Origin of the sequence: Sphingobium baderi, from assembly GCF_001456115.1 — a bacterium.
GTDB classification, from domain to species: Bacteria; Pseudomonadota; Alphaproteobacteria; order Sphingomonadales; family Sphingomonadaceae; genus Sphingobium; species Sphingobium baderi_A.
In genome coordinates this window covers 3,608,813-3,625,201 of the sequence record NZ_CP013264.1, presented here as the reverse complement: position 1 = coordinate 3,625,201, position 16,389 = coordinate 3,608,813, and the positions used below count along the sequence as shown (strand labels likewise).

At 60.8% G+C, this 16,389-nt stretch carries 18 protein-coding genes; 6 read left to right on the top strand and 12 right to left on the bottom strand.

What is annotated here, in order from left to right; all coding sequences use genetic code 11:
• Positions 1-20: 20 nt before the first annotated feature.
• Complete coding sequence (locus tag ATN00_RS17715) at positions 21-1,406, bottom strand: aromatic ring-hydroxylating dioxygenase subunit alpha (RefSeq protein WP_062067115.1); 1,386 nt, start codon at positions 1,404-1,406, stop codon at positions 21-23.
• Between the two features lie 99 nt (positions 1,407-1,505).
• Here ATN00_RS17715 and ATN00_RS22990 point away from each other — a divergent pair, with 99 nt between their 5' ends.
• Positions 1,506-1,712 (top strand): ferredoxin, encoded by a 207-nt coding sequence (locus ATN00_RS22990; protein WP_082635242.1) that lies wholly within the window; start codon positions 1,506-1,508, stop codon positions 1,710-1,712.
• Between the two features lie 114 nt (positions 1,713-1,826).
• Positions 1,827-2,975, top strand: a complete 1,149-nt coding sequence (locus ATN00_RS17705; RefSeq protein ID WP_197413617.1) for an oxidoreductase — start codon at positions 1,827-1,829, stop codon at positions 2,973-2,975.
• Positions 2,976-2,992: 17 nt separating this feature from the next.
• Here ATN00_RS17705 and ATN00_RS17700 read toward each other — a convergent pair whose 3' ends face one another.
• Genes ATN00_RS17700 through ATN00_RS17690 form a run of 3 tightly spaced genes read right to left on the bottom strand, consistent with a single transcriptional unit; the run spans position 2,993 to position 5,184 of the window.
• Complete coding sequence (locus ATN00_RS17700) at positions 2,993-3,718, bottom strand: SDR family oxidoreductase (protein WP_062067108.1); 726 nt, start codon at positions 3,716-3,718, stop codon at positions 2,993-2,995.
• Positions 3,719-3,740: 22 nt separating this feature from the next.
• Positions 3,741-4,742, bottom strand: a complete 1,002-nt coding sequence (locus ATN00_RS17695) for an NADP-dependent oxidoreductase (RefSeq protein WP_062067105.1) — start codon at positions 4,740-4,742, stop codon at positions 3,741-3,743.
• A complete protein-coding gene (locus ATN00_RS17690; protein ID WP_231746324.1) occupies positions 4,735-5,184 on the bottom strand; it encodes a nuclear transport factor 2 family protein in 450 nt (149 codons plus the stop codon). Before ATN00_RS17690 ends, ATN00_RS17695 begins: the two co-directional genes overlap by 8 nt.
• Positions 5,185-5,328: 144 nt before the next feature.
• On the opposite strand from ATN00_RS17690, the gene ATN00_RS17685 reads away from it, so the two are divergent.
• Genes ATN00_RS17685 through ATN00_RS17675 form a run of 3 tightly spaced genes read left to right on the top strand, consistent with a single transcriptional unit; the run spans position 5,329 to position 8,394 of the window.
• On the top strand, positions 5,329-5,646 hold the full coding sequence (locus tag ATN00_RS17685) for a putative quinol monooxygenase (protein ID WP_062067101.1): 318 nt from the start codon (positions 5,329-5,331) through the stop codon (positions 5,644-5,646).
• The gene (locus tag ATN00_RS17680) at positions 5,643-6,791 is read left to right on the top strand and encodes a serine hydrolase domain-containing protein (RefSeq protein WP_062067098.1); all 1,149 of its coding nucleotides are present in this window, start codon (positions 5,643-5,645) and stop codon (positions 6,789-6,791) included. The genes ATN00_RS17685 and ATN00_RS17680 overlap by 4 nt, the downstream gene beginning before the upstream one ends.
• A gap of 4 nt (positions 6,792-6,795) precedes the next feature.
• The gene (locus tag ATN00_RS17675) at positions 6,796-8,394 is read left to right on the top strand and encodes a GMC family oxidoreductase (protein WP_062067095.1); all 1,599 of its coding nucleotides are present in this window, start codon (positions 6,796-6,798) and stop codon (positions 8,392-8,394) included.
• Positions 8,395-8,405: 11 nt separating this feature from the next.
• Here ATN00_RS17675 and ATN00_RS17670 read toward each other — a convergent pair whose 3' ends face one another.
• Both ATN00_RS17670 and ATN00_RS17665 read right to left on the bottom strand, forming a co-directional pair.
• A complete protein-coding gene (locus ATN00_RS17670) occupies positions 8,406-10,745 on the bottom strand; it encodes a membrane-bound PQQ-dependent dehydrogenase, glucose/quinate/shikimate family (RefSeq protein ID WP_062067091.1) in 2,340 nt (779 codons plus the stop codon).
• A 36-nt stretch (positions 10,746-10,781) separates the two neighbouring features.
• A complete protein-coding gene (locus ATN00_RS17665; RefSeq protein WP_062067088.1) occupies positions 10,782-11,237 on the bottom strand; it encodes a nuclear transport factor 2 family protein in 456 nt (151 codons plus the stop codon).
• A gap of 147 nt (positions 11,238-11,384) precedes the next feature.
• Here ATN00_RS17665 and ATN00_RS17660 point away from each other — a divergent pair, with 147 nt between their 5' ends.
• Entirely contained in the window at positions 11,385-11,909 is a 525-nt protein-coding gene (locus ATN00_RS17660; protein ID WP_062067083.1) for an ester cyclase, read from the top strand.
• 244 nt (positions 11,910-12,153) lie between these two features.
• On the opposite strand, the gene ATN00_RS17655 is transcribed toward ATN00_RS17660, so the two are convergent.
• Genes ATN00_RS17655 through ATN00_RS17630 form a run of 6 tightly spaced genes read right to left on the bottom strand, consistent with a single transcriptional unit; the run spans position 12,154 to position 16,353 of the window.
• On the bottom strand, positions 12,154-12,909 hold the full coding sequence (locus tag ATN00_RS17655; RefSeq protein ID WP_062067080.1) for an SDR family NAD(P)-dependent oxidoreductase: 756 nt from the start codon (positions 12,907-12,909) through the stop codon (positions 12,154-12,156).
• Entirely contained in the window at positions 12,906-13,745 is an 840-nt protein-coding gene (locus ATN00_RS17650; protein WP_062067077.1) for an alpha/beta fold hydrolase, read from the bottom strand. The genes ATN00_RS17655 and ATN00_RS17650 overlap by 4 nt, the downstream gene beginning before the upstream one ends.
• A 15-nt stretch (positions 13,746-13,760) precedes the next feature.
• Positions 13,761-14,315, bottom strand: a complete 555-nt coding sequence (locus ATN00_RS17645; protein ID WP_231746323.1) for a VOC family protein — start codon at positions 14,313-14,315, stop codon at positions 13,761-13,763.
• Between the two features lie 20 nt (positions 14,316-14,335).
• The gene (locus ATN00_RS17640) at positions 14,336-14,725 is read right to left on the bottom strand and encodes a MaoC family dehydratase (protein ID WP_062067074.1); all 390 of its coding nucleotides are present in this window, start codon (positions 14,723-14,725) and stop codon (positions 14,336-14,338) included.
• A complete protein-coding gene (locus tag ATN00_RS17635) occupies positions 14,722-15,180 on the bottom strand; it encodes a hypothetical protein (protein WP_062067070.1) in 459 nt (152 codons plus the stop codon). The genes ATN00_RS17640 and ATN00_RS17635 overlap by 4 nt, the downstream gene beginning before the upstream one ends.
• Before the next feature lie 9 nt (positions 15,181-15,189).
• A complete protein-coding gene (locus ATN00_RS17630; RefSeq protein WP_062067067.1) occupies positions 15,190-16,353 on the bottom strand; it encodes an acyl-CoA dehydrogenase family protein in 1,164 nt (387 codons plus the stop codon).
• Between the last annotated feature and the right edge of the window lie 36 nt (positions 16,354-16,389).

Sequence of the window (16,389 nt, the reverse complement as noted above, 5' to 3'; positions counted from 1 at the left end):
GATCCTCTCTTTCGCGCGGCTCAGGCGTCGGCCATCAGGTTGTAATAGGCCATCCACCAGGCCCATTGCGTATCGTCCTTGGTGAAGCCGGGGTAGAGATCCCCGCCGCCGACCCAGCCTTCTGGACGTTCATGGCCATGGAGCGCCTGATATTTGAGGGTGATGGACTTGCTCATGTGACCGCGCGAATTACGCATGATCTGCGGCCATGTATCGGCATCATCCTGCTCGATCGTTCCCGATGTGCCGGTCGACCAGATGGCGTTCTGGAGCATGTCGCGCTTCACATCTTCCGGCGCGTCCTTCTCCGCGAAGATGAAGTTCACGAATTCCACTTTGTCCGGCCCCTTGGGCACATAGGTGTGTAGCGACAGCGCGCCCGACGCGCCGCCATCCATGCGAGGCGCGAAGATGAACGCGATCAGGATATTCGGGAACATGCCACCGACCTGGGGAGGGATGTTCGCAAGCTGGCTGACCTGATCTTCCGACAGATTCTTGAAGAGTTGCGGGATCAGTTCCTTGGTGATGCCCGGAGGCGGCAACAGGTTCAGGCGTTCTTCCGTCGACTTGCCTTCAAAGCTGACGTCGGCGAACATCTTGAAGGTCTGTGCCGCTTCAAGGCAGCGCAGCGTGTGACCTTGCGGAACGGAAAGATCGACGCCGTACATGCCGGGCGCATTGTCATAGATCGACTCCGGCGTGCCGCCCATGATCCCGCCTTCCATCAGCGAGCGATGCAGGGTCAGCGTGTGGAAGCCATCCGATCCGGACTGTTCGCCGGGAATCTTCCAGTTGCAGGGCAGAACGAAGCGTTGCGGCGGGCCAAGCATCTCAAGGCCGTTGTCGGTGCGGCAGAAAAGCTGGTCGAGATAGAATTTGGCGTCGCCCAGATAATCCTCGAACGAGAGTTCCTTGTTCCAGGTGGCGAAGATCAACCCGCCATAGAGATGAACGCGCGCCTTCTTGAGGCCCAATTCGTCCTTGGAACGCTTGTTGCCGTGCATCTGCTCCTTTTCGATAGGCGCGCCGATGAAGCTGCCGTCAGAGCGGAAGGCCCAGCCGTGATAGATGCAACGGTGAGCCTGGGCATTGCCCGCTTCGGCCGTGCAGACCTTCATCCCGCGATGGGGGCAGACGTTGAGCATCACATGGATTTCGCCACTGCGATCACGCGAAACGATCACATTGTCTTCCGCCATGTCACGCATGACATAGTCGCCCGCCTTGGGAATCTCCGATTCATGACCAAGGAGGAGCCAGGTGCGCGCGAAGACGCGCTCCATCTCCAGCTCGTAAAGCTCCTTGTCGTTCATCACTCGCAACGACACCTCATTCATGTCACGATTGATGAGGTCGTCCAGAGTCGTTCCATCACTAAGCGTCAGCCCGGCATTGTGCAGCATCTTGCTCTCCTCAAGGATTTCCTTAGATTGAGTCGTGTTATACATATTGAACTAAATCTGTTCAAGGTGTAATGTTGCTTAGGTTGGAAGGAGAGGCTGATGAGCCAGAAGTTGAAAGTTGTGATCGATAAGCCGGCCTGTTGCGGCTATGGGATTTGCGCTGAAATCTGTCCCGAAATTTACAAACTCGATGCCAACGGTATTGTGTACGTAGATGACGAAATCGTCCCCGAAGGATTGGAAGAGCGCGCCCGTGAAGGTGCCGAAGCCTGCCCGCAGGCCGCCCTCGCAATCGAAGAAGTCTGATTCGGACTCAGGGATGGGCCGTTCCGGCATGTCCATGTCCTGTCACTGGATAGGTTTTCGGCGCAGGCTTCCTGCTGCACCGTCGTCCGGCAGGCACAGGAGAGGATTGCACCGATGGAACAGGCCGACATGTTGTTTACGCCATATGCGATCGGTTCGCTGAAACTCCGCAACCGTTTCGTGATGGCGCCTATGACTCGCAATTTCTCTCCCGGCGGAATCCCGTCCGAGGGAGTGGCCGGCTATTACCGGCGGCGGGCTGAAGCCGATGTCGGACTGATCATCACCGAAGGGGTAGGGGTGGATCATCCCTCCGCGGTGGGACGGGAAACGATGGGCGGCGGCGCTTCGCCTGTTCTGCATGGCGAGGAAACCCTGGCGCGCTGGCGCGAAATCGTCGCCGGAGTGCATGAAGCGGGTGGGCTCATCATACCCCAGCTATGGCATCAGGGGGTCATCCGCGTGCCGGGAACGGGTTATCATCCTGATGCTCCTTCGGCGCGCCCCTCTGGTGTGTGGGGCCCGATCGACAAGGCGATGGTTCCGCCGGAATATCTGGAACTGGTGCGTGAGCCCACAGCGCCGCTCACCGACAGCGAGATAGGAGACATCATCGCCGCTTTCGTCCGCAGCGCAGTCAATGCGAAGGCGGTAGGCTTTGACGGCGTGGCATTGCACGGGGCGCACGGCTATCTAATCGACAGTTTCCTGTGGCGGCACACCAATATGCGCGAGGATCGCTGGGGCGGTGGAGCTGCCGAGCGGGCAGGCTTCGCGGCCGCACTGGTTCGCGCGATTCGGTCCGCGACTGGGCCTGATTTTCCGATTATCTTCCGCTTCTCCCAGTGGAAGCTTCAGGATTATGACGCGCGCAATGCGGAAACGCCTGGTGAGTTGGAAGCCATGCTGGCGCCTCTCGTCGCGGCGGGAATCGATGTGTTCGACGCAAGCACCCGCATCTTCACGACACCGGCTTTCGAAGGGGCTGACATGGGCCTTGCGGGATGGATCAGGAGGCTGACAGGGAAACCCACCATAGCGGTTGGTGGCGTGGGCCTCAGCAAGGATCTGCAATCCTCCTTCGCCCAGCCGACGGTCATGACCGATAATCTGTCATTGGTGGCAGACAGGATGGCGCAGGGCGAATTCGATCTGATCGCGGTTGGCCGCGCTCTGCTGATGGATCCGCAATGGGTTTCCAAGATGCGGCATGGCGGAGAGGTCAAGCCTTTTCGGCTCGACGCCTACGCCACGCTGGATTGAAGGCCGCTGGTTCGATCTTAATAGCTGTCCGCCGCCGCATAGACGTGAATGCGTGCGATGTTGGTTCGTTCGGACTGCTGTGCGATGACGACGACCGCATCGGCAATATCCTGGGGCTGCATCGGCGGGATGAAGCTATCCCATGAGGGTTGGCCTCTGGCCTTCATATCCTCGAAGATTTCCGTGCTGGTGGTGCCGGGCGCAACGATGCCTACTTTGACTCCCGTCCCGGCCAGTTCGACTCTCAGGCAATCGGTAAATGATTCCAGTGCCCGTTTCAGCCCGCCATAAACACCTACGCCCGGAGCGGTGATGTTTGCACCGATGCTGGAAATGTTGATGATCTGCCCCTTGCCCGCGGCCTTCATCGTGCGCGCGAAAAGAGTGCTGGCACGGACCACCGCTTCATAGTTGATCGCGATCATGGGGCGTAGCTGGTCGAGGTCGAATGCGTCGATCGGCGCGGCGTGCAGCATCCCGGCATTGTTGACCAGAATGTCGGCGCGACCAAATCGCTCGAGGACGAAGTCGTGTAACCGTTGGGGGGCGTCTGGATCCGCCATGTCGGCGGCAAATGCAGTGCTTCCACGGCCAAGTTCCTCGGCCAGCGCAGAGAGACGGTCGGCCCGCCGTGCGACCAGCACAAGAGTTGCGCCCGCTTCGGCAAGCGCGCGGGCGCTGGCCGCGCCGATGCCCGAAGACGCGCCGGTGACGATGGCGATCTGCCCTTCCAGATTATTCATGACGTGATTTCCTCTTCCCAGATCAGACGAGACGGATCAGCCTCTTGCCGTCATTTTCCCCGCGATAGAGACCGGCGAGCGCATCGGGGCAAGCTTCGATCCCATCCAATATGTCTTCGCGCCATGTGATCCGGCCTTCCGCGATCCATGCGCGCAATTGCGCCGCCGCGTCGGCATAGCGATCGACATGATCGAAGATGACGAAACCTTCCATTCGGGCCCGCTTGACCAGCAGGTGGCGTTCAATGCGTGGCCCCGTTGGCCATGGCGCCCAGCGGTCTATCGATGCAGTTCCGCATACGATCACACGCCCGCGCAGCGCCAGATGAGGCAGAACCGAATCGCTGATCCCACCGGCGACATTGTCGAAATAAACGTCGATGCCCTGCGGCGCATATTCCGCGATCGCCGCCCCCACATCCTGCGCGCGGTAATCGATGGCGTGGTCATAGCCATAGTCTTCCACGCAGCGCCGCACCTTCTCCGGCCCTCCGGCTATACCGATCGTGCGGCAGCCAAGGATGCGGGCGATCTGGCCAACTGCTGATCCAACCGCGCCGGCCGCGGTCGACACCAGCACGGTCTCACCCGCGCTGGGCTGGCCGGTCAGGGTGAGAGCCAGGTAGGCCGTCATGCCGTTGATACCGAGAATGCCGAGCGATGCCCGCATCTCCCGCTCCGTGGTACGCTGGACCACCTGATCCGCCGCGACGCAGGCATAATCCTGCCACCCGAACCAGCCCGTTACATGATCGCCGACCGCATAATCCGGATGCGCGGACGCCAGTACCTGGCCTGAGGCAAGGCTGCGCATGACCGAACCGATGGCCACGGGAACGGCGTAGTTGCCCGCGTCGGCAATCCAGCCGCGCATGGCCGGTTCAATCGACAGATAATGATTCCGCACCAGTATCTGGCCCTGGGCAGGCTGTTCGATCGGCGCTTGGCGAATGGCGAAATTTTCGGCCTGCGCGATTCCCGCGGGCCGAGACGTCAATATGACTTGGCGGTTGAGATCAATCATCCATTCCGGCCTTCACGAGGGTGAATTTTCGTCGCGAAATTTTCCACCCGTCCGAGGTGCGGACCAGGCAGTCGTCATAAAAGCCAGTCGCGCGATGGGTCACGCCACCCTGAGCCGCTTCGGGCAGGATCGCGTCCACATAGCTGCGCGCATGCACCTGGTTGTTGCGGTTCTCTATCACGATATTGGTGATGCGGTGTAATGTCAGCCCCATGTTACGGTGCGCGGCCGCCATATATTCTGCGATTTCGCGCGGACCGCGCCAGCGCCCGAAGCTGCCATAATCGGCTTCGCAATCATGGGCGAAGCAGGTGCGAAACAACGGCCAGTCACGCGTATCGATGCCAGTGGCATAACGCAGCAGCACATGTTCGATCGCACGTTCGTCGTCAGCGCCGACGGGCAAGCGTCTCACCAGGCTGTCATGTGCGGGCATCTTCATTCTCTCCCCTTGTTTCCAGCAGAAACATAGAGAGGCGCCGTTCAATCTTGCCCGCCAAAGGATAGGATTGGCCTGCATGATCCTGCTATTTATGAATAATTGGCGAGCGCGTATATCGTCTGTCCGTAGGAGAAGAAAAATGCGGTGGCCGAAGACATGATATTGATTGACGTCGCCCTGACGACGACGGAGGCCAATCGCGGGGCTTTGGTGAGCTTGCTTGGCCAGACGGTTGCCGGATCGGAGGCGGAACCGGGATGCGCCACCTATCGCGCCACGGTCGCGCTGGATGATCCGCTGAAATTCCACATCCTGGAATTGTGGGAGAGTGAAAGCGCCTATCTGGCACATTGCAAAGGCGCGCCCCTTGCCCGGTTCCTGGAGCAATTGCCGGGATGCGGGACAATCGTGTCGATCAACCGGAGAACAGGTCCTTTCCAACCCTATGAGAAAAAGGCATGACGATGGACAGCGCGGTCAATCAAGCGGTTCGGCAGGCGTTGCACCGCGCCATTGCCGAAAAGGGCGAAATCGGCATTCAAGTGGCCGCCTATCTGGGCGAGGAACTGGTGATCGATTGCTGGGCGGGGGTAGCCGATCGGGAAAGCGGTCGTCCTGTCGATGCCGATACCTTGTTCAACGTGTTTTCCGTGTCCAAGGCTGTCGTGTCGACGGCGGTCCATGTGCAGGCAGAAAAGGGGTTGGTGGAATATGACCGGCCCATCGCGGACTATTGGCCGGAATTCGCGCAGAACGGCAAGGAAACCATCACCGTCCGCGACGCGCTCAACCACCACACGGGCACGCCGCAGATGCCGCCCGGAACGACGCCGGAATCCATGTGCGACTGGGATTTCATGGCGCGCGGCATCGCCGGCCTGACTCCCATATTACCGCGCGACAAGCCGGCCTACCAGGCGATGTCCTTTGGCTGGGTATTGGGCGAGGTGGTGCGGCGAACCGATTCGCAAAGGCGGGACTTCGGACGCTTCGTCCAGGAAGAGATATGCGAACCCTATGGCATCACCGATCTGTGGATCGGCATGCCCGACGAGGCCGAACGGCGCGTCGCCACGCTGGTGGATGAAGGGTCGTCGGCCAGCTTTCCCGACGACAGCTATTTTGCGATGGCGCTGCCCAATAATGTGCGCCTGATCCCCGACGTGTTCGAACGGCCTGCGGTGCGCCGCGCGGCGGTGGCGGCGGTCGGCGGCATCTTCAATGCGCGTAGTGAGGCGCGCTTCTGGGCAATCTGGGCCAATGGCGGCGCTCTGGACGGGAAGCGGCTATTGTCGAAGGAGAGGGTCGATGCGGCCTGCCTGCCGCGCGCCAACAGTGAGGCGCCGGATCCGGTTTACTTCAACGCGCCAATGCCACTCAGCCAGGGTGGTTTCTGGATGTATTCGCCCACCACGCCGCTGACTTGTCCTGCAAAGGGCGAGCGCACGATCTGCGTCCCCGGCGCGGGTGGCTCGCTGGGCTGGGCCGATCCTGATACGGGTCTTGCCGTTGCCTTCTGCCATAACCGGATGATGCGCCCGCGCAGTTGCGAGGATCATCCTCTGTACGAAATCGCCGACGTCATACGCTCCAGCCTGGGCGTCTGAATGCATGGAGGTTTTCGATCATGTGATCGTCGGCGGCGGGACGGCCGCGGGCATATTGGCGTGGCGGCTGACCGAGGCGGGGCGCAGCATATGCGTGCTGGAAGCGGGGCCGTCCGATAGCAAATTCTATCATCGCGTGCCCGCCGGGTTCATCAAGACGTTGTTCGATCCCGACGTCACCTGGCAGCTGGCGAGCACGCCCAATCCCCACAGCGGCGATCGGCCGATCCAATATACGCAGGGCAAGGTTCTGGGCGGATCGAGCAGCGTCAACGGCATGGTCTATAATCGCGGTCAGCGCGCCGACTTCGATCATTGGGCGCAGCTGGGCAATCGTGGCTGGGGTTATGATGACATATTGCCCTATTTCCGCCGGACCGAGCGACGGGAAGGGGAGGGCGACGATGCCTATCGCGGGCGCGAGGGGCGCTTGGGCGTGAGCACATCGCCTTGGCCGAGCGCGGTGGTCGATGCTTTCATCGATTCCGCAGCCGAGCGGGGGCATCCCTATAATCCCGATTATAATGGCGCCCGGCAGGAAGGCGTGGGCCGCTATCAAAGCGCAATCGCAGGGGGGCGGCGCGCCAGCACAGCTACCGCCTTTCTGCATCCTGCAAGGCGGATGGGCGCCGTGGTGCGAACTCATGCACTGGCAACGCGCATCCTGATGGAAGGAAAACGCGCGAGCGGCGTCGCTTATCGGCAGCATGGCGAGACGAAGGAGGTGATGGCGCGGCGGAGCGTTATTCTGGCGGCTGGAACGACCAATACGCCCAAGCTGCTCCAATTGTCAGGCATCGGTCCTGCGGCGTTGTTGCAGCGCCATGGTATTCCGGTGCTGCACGCCCTGCCCGGTGTGGGTGAGAATTTCCATGATCATTACAGTCCACGCCTTGTGGTCCGGCTGCGCGAGGGCGTGGACAGCCTGAACGCCCATGTGCGGGGTCTGCCTCTGGTCGGCCAGGTGCTGCGCTGGATGAGCGGACGGCCGAGTATACTCGCGCTGTCGCCCGCGCTGGTGCATGTGTTTGGGCGCAGCGACCCGGCCTTCGACATGACCGACTACAGCCTGGTTTTCACGCCAGGCAGCTACAAACAGGGCTTTATCGGACGGCTTGACGATTTTCCCGGCATGACCTGCGGGGCGTGGCAGATGCGCCCCGAAAGCCGGGGCCATGTACGGATAGCATCGGCGGACCCGATGGATGTGCCGCTGCTCGATCCCGATTATCTGGGAGTGGAGAAGGATCGCGCTGTCCTGATCGCGGCGTTGCGGGAAGCGCGCGCGATCCTGTCTGCCGCGCCGCTGGCGCCGATGATTGAAGGTGAACTTTTCCCCGGGCCGGATGTCCAGAGTGACGACGAATGGCTGGATTTCGCCCGCCAATATGGCAACAGCAGCTATCATTTGGTCGGAACCGCCAAAATGGGACCGGCTAGCGATCCGATGACGGTGGTGGATGATCGGTTGCGGGTTCATGGGTTGGACGGGCTGCGGGTGGTGGATGCCTCCATCATCCCGGTTATCCCGTCAGCCAACACCTATGCCGCTACGATGATGATCGCCGAAAAGGCATCGGACATGATTCTGTCCGACGCCTAAAAGGCTTGCGTCTATTCCCGCTTAGGCAGGGCGTAGGCGACCAGTTCGTCGCTTGCGCCCGACAGCATTGCGCCGTGTCCGCCTGCCGCGATCACCACGAACTGGCGGCCGCTGGCATCGGACCAGTAGGTGGAAGGGGAGGCGTTGCCGCCAGCAGGCAGTCGCGCCTTCCAGAGCAGGCGGCCCGTTGCCGTCTCATAGGCGCGGAACATATGTTCCTGCGTCGCGCCGATGAAGGTGAGGCCGCTCGCCGTTGCGACCGATCCACCAATATTGGGCACGCCCATGGGAATGGGCACGAAAGTCGGCAGGGCCAGCGGGCCGCTGTCGCGTGAGGTGCCGAATATCCTGCTCCAGACCAGTTTGCCGGTTTTGAGATCGACGGCGTTGATGCGCCCATAAGGTGGCTGTTGGCAGGGAATGGCCAGCGGCGAGAGGAAAGGTGCGATATGGGCGGCGTAGGGCACGCCCATCTGCGCGACCGGACCGCCGACATCGCTCATATGCTCGGCGTTCATCGGTTTGATGCCCTGCCGGTCGGCATCGGCCCTTGGTATCAGGCGATTATAGTTGGCGACCTGATTGTTGTTCACGATCATCAGGCCGCGCCGGGGGTCGACCGATACGCCGCCCCAGTCGATCCCGCCCAGATAACCTGGCCAGGTGACGGTCGGATGATCGGTCGACAGAGGCGTCATGTCGCCATCGAAGCGTGCCTGCCGAAAACGGATGCGGCACATCGCCTGATCGATGGGGGTGAGGCCCCACATGCCCCTTTCTGTAGGGCGAGGGCCGCCGAAGCTGGGGATGGCGACCGAATAGGGCTGGGTCTTCGACAGCCGTTCGCCGGGGACGGCGCCCTGAGGGACGGGGCGTTCCTCAACCGGCAATATGGGCTTGCCGGTTGCGCGGTCGAGGAAGAAGATTTCCCCGCGCTTGGTCGGCTGGAGCAGACCGCGCACGCCGCCGGGAAGATCGACCAGGGTGGGCTGGGCAGGAACATCATAGTCCCACAGGTCATGATGCGTTGTCTGGAACGACCAGCGTACCGCGCCGCTTTCCGCGTCCAGCGCCAGCACGGCACTGGAATAACGGTCATCATTGGCCGTGCGATGCCCCCCGAAATAATCCGGCGTGGCATTGCCTGTGGGTACATAGACAAGCCCCAGTGCTTCGTCCGAACTCATCGGTGCCCAGCTATTGGGCGTGCCAGGCGTAAAGATAGCGCCGGATGGCGGCAGGCCGTGCTCGTCGGGTCGACCAATGTCGAAAGCCCAGGAAAAATCGCCCGTGACGGCATCGAATGCCCGGACGACGCCTGAAGGTTCCTTGATTTTCTGGCCATCCATCACCCAACCGCCTAGCACGAGGCGGCCCCGTACCAGCGCGGGGGGCGAGGTAACGAAATAATAGCCCTTGTCGACGTTGCCCAATCCGACCTTCAGATCCACCTGGCCGCCCCGTCCGAAGCCGGGGCAGAGGCTGCCGGTCGCGGCGTCGAGTGCGATCAGCCGGGCGTCAAGCGTCGCGGTATAGATGCGCTCGGCGCAAACCCCCGTTGCCTGCGGGACGCGATAATAAGTGACGCCGCGGCAGACGAGACCATAGACGCCCGCAAGATCGGTCTTCAGATGATGCCGCCACAATTGCCGACCCGTTTCCGGATCGAGCGCGATCACATCATTATTGCCAGCGCAGAGGAACAGGCGATTGCTCACCTTGAGCGGGTTGGCCTGAAAGGCGGAGCCCTGCTTGCCGTCGCTCAGCTTTCCGGTGTGAAAGGTCCAGGCCTTTTCCAGATTGCCCACATTGGCAGGTGTGATCTGAGCCAGCGGCGAAAAGCGCGATCCGCCGCGATCGTTCCCATAGGCGATCCAGTCGCCATCGGTCGTTTGCGAAGGCCCGGCTCCCCAGATGTCGCTGTCGGCCGTCGGCGATCGATCGATCCAGAAGGCGGTGCCGACTGCGCCGACCAACAGCAGCAAAAGGCCGGGCCACATGATGCGCGCGCCGACGAATCGTCCGGCAAGCCCGACGTGCCGCCGATAGAAGGGGGTGAGCATATAAAGGCCCATGGCGACAGGCATGGCGAGCCGGGGGGCAAGCGCCCAGCCATCCAACCCGACCTCCCAAAGCGCCCAGCACAGATTGGCTGCCAGAAAAGCCCAATAGACGGTAACGGACAGAGCCGACCTGCGGCAGCCAAGATAGGCCGTAACGACCATGACAAGGCCAGAGAAAACATACCAGATCGATCCGCCGAGCAACGCCAGACGTCCTCCCAGCCATAATAGAGACAGGCCGACGAGGCACATCAACAGAAGGAAAAGAACATTCAGAAAGCGTTGCATCGGGCCCCCCGGGGATCTGGCTAAACTATGGCAGGATCAGGCGGGCAATTGCGCCGCGAGCCAGTCCGGGACGTTCAGCCGATAGCATTTCTGTTCATAGAGTCGGCTGATCTTCCAGCCTTGCCCGGTGCGAACGAATTCATGATGATACCAGAGGCCAAAGACCAGCGTATCGGTCGTTTCGCCGTCACTGACGGTCATCGGATTGTAGCAGGCCGTCTTGGTCTTTGCCCGGTCGCCCTCAATCTGATACTGGGTGGTCGAAACCGCGTGTTGGAAGGCGGGAATCGGTGCCAGACTCTCCGCAAGGAACGTCTTGATTTCCGCCAGTCCGCCGACGATGCCCACCATTTCCGAATAGTCGATCACCGCATCTTCGGTGAAATAGCGGTCCAGCGCGTCCCAATCGCGTGTATCGACAGCGTAGCAATAGCCGACGATCAGGTCCTGAATTTCGAACCGATCAGACATTTCCTGCAGGGTCAGTGTCATAGCCTCTCCTTTATTCTATAGAATTGTTGCTGACACAGTGCGGGACGCACGCCGCCTTCCATTAGGTAGGTGTAGAGGGGGGTGGCTATGGGGATGAAACGGCACCCCCGGGGCGATCCCGCGGACCATTTTATCAAGGAGATTATTATGGGCCTTGCCCCGTTCACGGAAGCCGATTTCGTCCTGTCCAAGGATAAGCGGGCAGAAATCACCGCCGGGCTGACCGAGCGGCAGGCGTTCATGGTCAATCACTGGATGGACCTGCACGAGGTCATCAACCGCGGCGATTGGGACGGCATGGACCGGTTCTTCAACACCGACACCATGACCTATGACAATCCCAACCGGCCTGACCTGGGCACCTATCATGTCTGGAAGACCTCGCCGCAGGGCCTTTACAAGACTTTCCCGCCCAGCCTCTATCGCACGCTGAAGGCATGGGGCCGCGGCGAGGACGAGATCTGCGTCCTGTGCCACCACCATGGCAAGCACACCGGCGGTCCTTACATGGGCGTCCAGCCGACCGGGAATGACCTCAATGTCCTGTGGTTCTCCTGGCTGCGTTTCCGCGGCGACAAGATCGACCATATCTATTCGATCTCCGACGTGTTGACCATGCTGAAGGATCTGGAAGTCATCAACGTTCCGCAGCCGGTCGATCCTTACAAATAATCGACATGCCGGCCCGGCGCGCATCGATAGCGCGCCGGGCCAGCAAGCTTTTGGATAGGGATCGATCAACCGTCTACGCCTCTATTAAGGCTCTGCGCGATCTGAAAGCGTACTATTCGCCTGCTGGCGGGCGTATGCGCTAGGGAGATACCCAAAACGCTTCAGGCGGCAGCGCAACCATGTAGCGTAAGCTGGCCCGAACTGAATTCCCGAACTTGCGATAATGTCACGGCAATGCCGGCTTTTAGAGGCTGAAGCCTCCATCGACGATCAAGGTTTGACCGGTCACATATTTCGCCTTGTCGGAAGCCAGGAAAGCCACGGATTCAGCGATATCTTCACCACTACCGAAACATTGCAAGGCTATGCGCTTGCGCTGCGTTTCCCATATTTCAGGTGAATAAAGCGACTTGAGGAAATCGGCGCCCAAACCGGCATCGATGATCCCCGGCGCGACCATATTGGCCCGAATGCCATAGCGGCCTTCCTCCTTGGCGACCGCGCGGCCCAATGCTTCCATCCCTGCCTTGGGAACGGAGGAAAGGGCATCACCGGGCGGGAAGCAGTAATTGGCGACCGAAACGACCGCGACGAAATTGCCGAAACCCTGGGTACGGAAATGGGGAAGGGTTGCAGACACGATGCGGGTAAAGCCGATCAGTTCGATCTCGATCACTTCGCGCCATTGCTCTTCGCTGATCTTGCTGACGAAAGGCTGGGGTATCTCGACCCCGCTGGCAAAGATCATGGTGCCGATGGTGCCGAACCGATCGACGGTCGCGCGGATGCCCGCTTCTATGGAGTCGCGGTTGGATAGATCGCAGGAAACGGGAAGCGCCTGACCGATGCCATTCTGCAAGGATGCCGCGACCGCCAGCGCTTTCTCGCGGCTGGAACGATAGCCGATGGCGATATTGTCCCATTCGGTTGACAGGCGGCGGCAGATGGCGCTGCCAAGGCCACCCGTCCCACCAACCACAAAGGCCGCGCCCTTGTTCATAGTGGCATGTGGATAGCAAGGTGGTGCAGCAGGCGCTCGGCAAAAGCGTCGTTGCGGTCCCCGGTGAACATGTGGCCCACGCCACGGGCGATCTCGACGTGCAATTGCGGGGTGAGCGCATGGAAGCGCTTGACGCTTTCGTCCGAAACGATGTCGCTCAGTTCCGCCTTCACGAGAATCAGCGGCGATTTGACGCGGCGAGCTGCCGCAATAAGCGTCTCTCCTTCCGAGGGAGGATGGAGAAATTCCGGCGCAGTCGTGCGCGGATCCCAGTGCCAGAACAGGCGACCATCTTCCTCGCGCATCGATTTGGCAAGGCCGGAGACGTTGGGAAGGCGGGGCTGGCCAAGATGGACGTGTAGCGCGTCGGCGGCATCCTCAAGCGATGCGAAGCCGGAATCGCTTGCGCGGAAGAAGCCGCGAATTTCGTCCACTCCCGTATCGACCATATAGGGCGCGACGTCGGCCAGCATGATGAGGCGAACCCGGTCGGGATGGTGCGAGCCACCCACCAGGGCCGATTGACCACCGCGTGATGCGCCCACCAGGGCAAGCGGTCCTTCGATGGCCTGGATGATGGCTTCGACATCGCGGCCATAGGCTTCCAGCAGATAGTCGCCATCGCTGGCCCAGCCGCTGTCGCCATGGCCGCGCAGATCGAATGTCAGGCCATAATAGCCCGCTTGTGCAACGTGCCGGGCCGAGCCTGCCCATGACCGGCGACTTTGCCCCCCCCCGTGGAAAAAGCAGACGGCCGGAGCGGCCGGGTCGCCATAGGCGTCCGCAACCATCTCCAGTCCGTCACCCGGCAGGCTTATCCGCTTTGGCGTTATCATGCCGGAACCGTGCACTTACTCAGCAGCGACTGGCGGCACCATTTCGGCGAACGAGGGATGTTCACCGGGGCCTTTATAGGCGAATTTCCCGGGTGCATGGTGCCATTTGCCGTCGTTGCGGCTTTCATAGGGCGAAGCAACCTCGATCAGGCAGCCATGAGTGCTCTTGTGGCCGACCCAGCTCCACTTCTGCCAGGTCATGTCCGGATCATTATAGGTCTGGCCACCGCCGGGCAGGTGCAATCCTTCCGCCTTCAGCTTTTCCATCGAGCCGGGCACATCGTCGGTCGCATAACAGAGGTGATGAACATGCTCACCGACCTTCTCCAGGCGGTCGCCCATGGGCGTGCCGGGGGCGGGCTGGATGAACTGGATTTCCGTGCCGCCATTGTTGACGAACGTAGCCCATTTCATGCCCGCGTCATCGCCGCTGGAGAACTCGTCATATTTCACGATGCGTTCTTCCAGCGATGCGGGATCAAGCACGCGCAGGATCTTGGTCCAGTCTTCAATCGCCTTATCCAGGTCTCGGACGACCATGCAAACATGGGCAAAAGGTCCGCTAGGCATTTACTTTCTCCTCGTATCTCTCAGATTTCCACGATCGCCGTGCCGGAATTGACCGTGCCCCGGCCATCGACATCCAACGTAAATTCGCAGGTCACGACATTGCCGTCGATGGCCGCGACCTTGCCTGTCACCACCGCGCGGTCGCCGCCATAGACATTGTCCAGAAAGCGCGAATCCATCGTTTTGATCCGGCCGCCGGGAAAGGCGCGCATCAGCATGTTCATCATATAGGCGACGTTGATCGGCCCTTGATTGATGACCCGGTCGCCTAGCCCCTTCGCCTTCACCACCTCGACATCGAGATGAATGGGGTTTGGATCGGCAAGGAACACGGCCCATTGCTTCATGGCCTCGGGGCTGACGCTTTCGATCGTGAAGGGCGGCAGTGCGTCTCCGATAGCGTAGCTCATGCGGCGAACTCCTTGCGGGGCAGGACCCACACATTGTCGGTTTCAAGCACTCTGGTCCCATCGAGCAAGTGCAGGCGCAGGCGATAGGTGAGCACGTCCATGACACCAAGCTTGCGGCTGCGCTTGCGGACGAGACTGAGGATTTCGCCTGTCACCTTATAGCTTTCCCCCACCTTAAGGGGAGCGTCGAAGCGCACGCCGCTGCTACCCATCATCGGGCCGTCCTCGACATCGAATTCGCACGCCTCGCACACGCCGGCAACCGTCTTGCCCATCGCGACCTGCGTCGCGATGTAATAATAGATCGGGTGCGCGGTTCCGTCGGTGGCGGGCTCTATCCCGGTCGAACGGCACAAGGCGGCGTTTTCCTCGGCCGTGATGACAAAGACCTTTGTGCCATCCAGCGAAGTGCCAGCGGCGTCCGGGGCAGGAGGAAGATCGTCAAGATCGCTCATGGCAGTTCCTTAGAAGGAGCGCGGCAGGCCGAGGCTCTCGGCGATTGTATTGCGCACCATTTCGTTGCTGATCGGCGTCATTCGCAGGATTCGGTGATCGCGCCAGTAACGCTGCATGTCGGTTTCCGCCGAATAGCCCATGCCGCCCAGAATCTGAATGCCCAGATCCGCGGCCTTCACGGCATTTTCGGTAGCGACCATCTTGAGCATGTTCGCTTCGATGCCGCAGGGCATGCCGTTGCTCTGCATCCATGCAACATTGTAAAGCAGCAGTTCGGTGAGCTTCTGCCAGGTCGCGATGTCCGCCACATAATGTTGCAGAATCTGGAAGCGTCCGATGATGCCGCCGAACGCCTTGCGTTGCAGCATATACTCCACCGCATCTTCCAGTACGCCATCGATCGCGCCCAGGCACTGCGCCCCGACCATGATCCGTTCATTGTTGAGCGTAGGCAGCATCGCATACCAGGCCTGGCCGGGCTCGCCCAGAACATCTTCGTCGGGGACGAAGACATCCTCATAATGAACCTCGCACGAACCCATGGCTCGCATGCCCAGCTTGGGAAGAAGCGAGGCGGTGATGCCGGGCGCCTTCGCATCGACGAAGAACATGGTAAGGCCATGATGCTTCTTCTCGACATTTTTGTCGGTGCGCGCGAGGACGAGCAGGCGATCGGCGGCCTTGGCGCCTGTCGTCCACATCTTGGCGCCGTTGAGTTTCCAGCCGCCATCGACCTTTTCTGCGTGGGTCTTCATCGCGCCCAGAACGTCGGTGCCGCCATCGGGCTCGGTCATCGACAGCGCGACGCGGAGCTTGCCCTGCGCCATGGGGCGCAGCCAGCGATTTTTCTGCTCTTCCGTGCCGACCGCGCCGATCGTCTTCGCGCCGCCGAATGAGGTAAGGCCCCAGACCCACAGCAGACCGCCCGCCGTTCGCGCAAATTCGCGGGCGAAGATCATCTGCATCATGACGTCGCCACCCAGCCCGTCATATTCCTCAGGAATGCCTATGCCGAAAAATCCCTGCTCCGCGATCTTGTCCCACAGTGCATAGGGATAGTTTTCTTCGTCGGCTTCCAGCGTCCGCATCCAGTCCTTGGGCGCTTCCGCATCGACCCAGCGGCGAACGATGTCCCTGAATGCCTGCTGTTCTTCGGTGAGTGAAAAATCCATTGTCATTCCCGTTAATAGCGCTTCGACTAAGCCCCT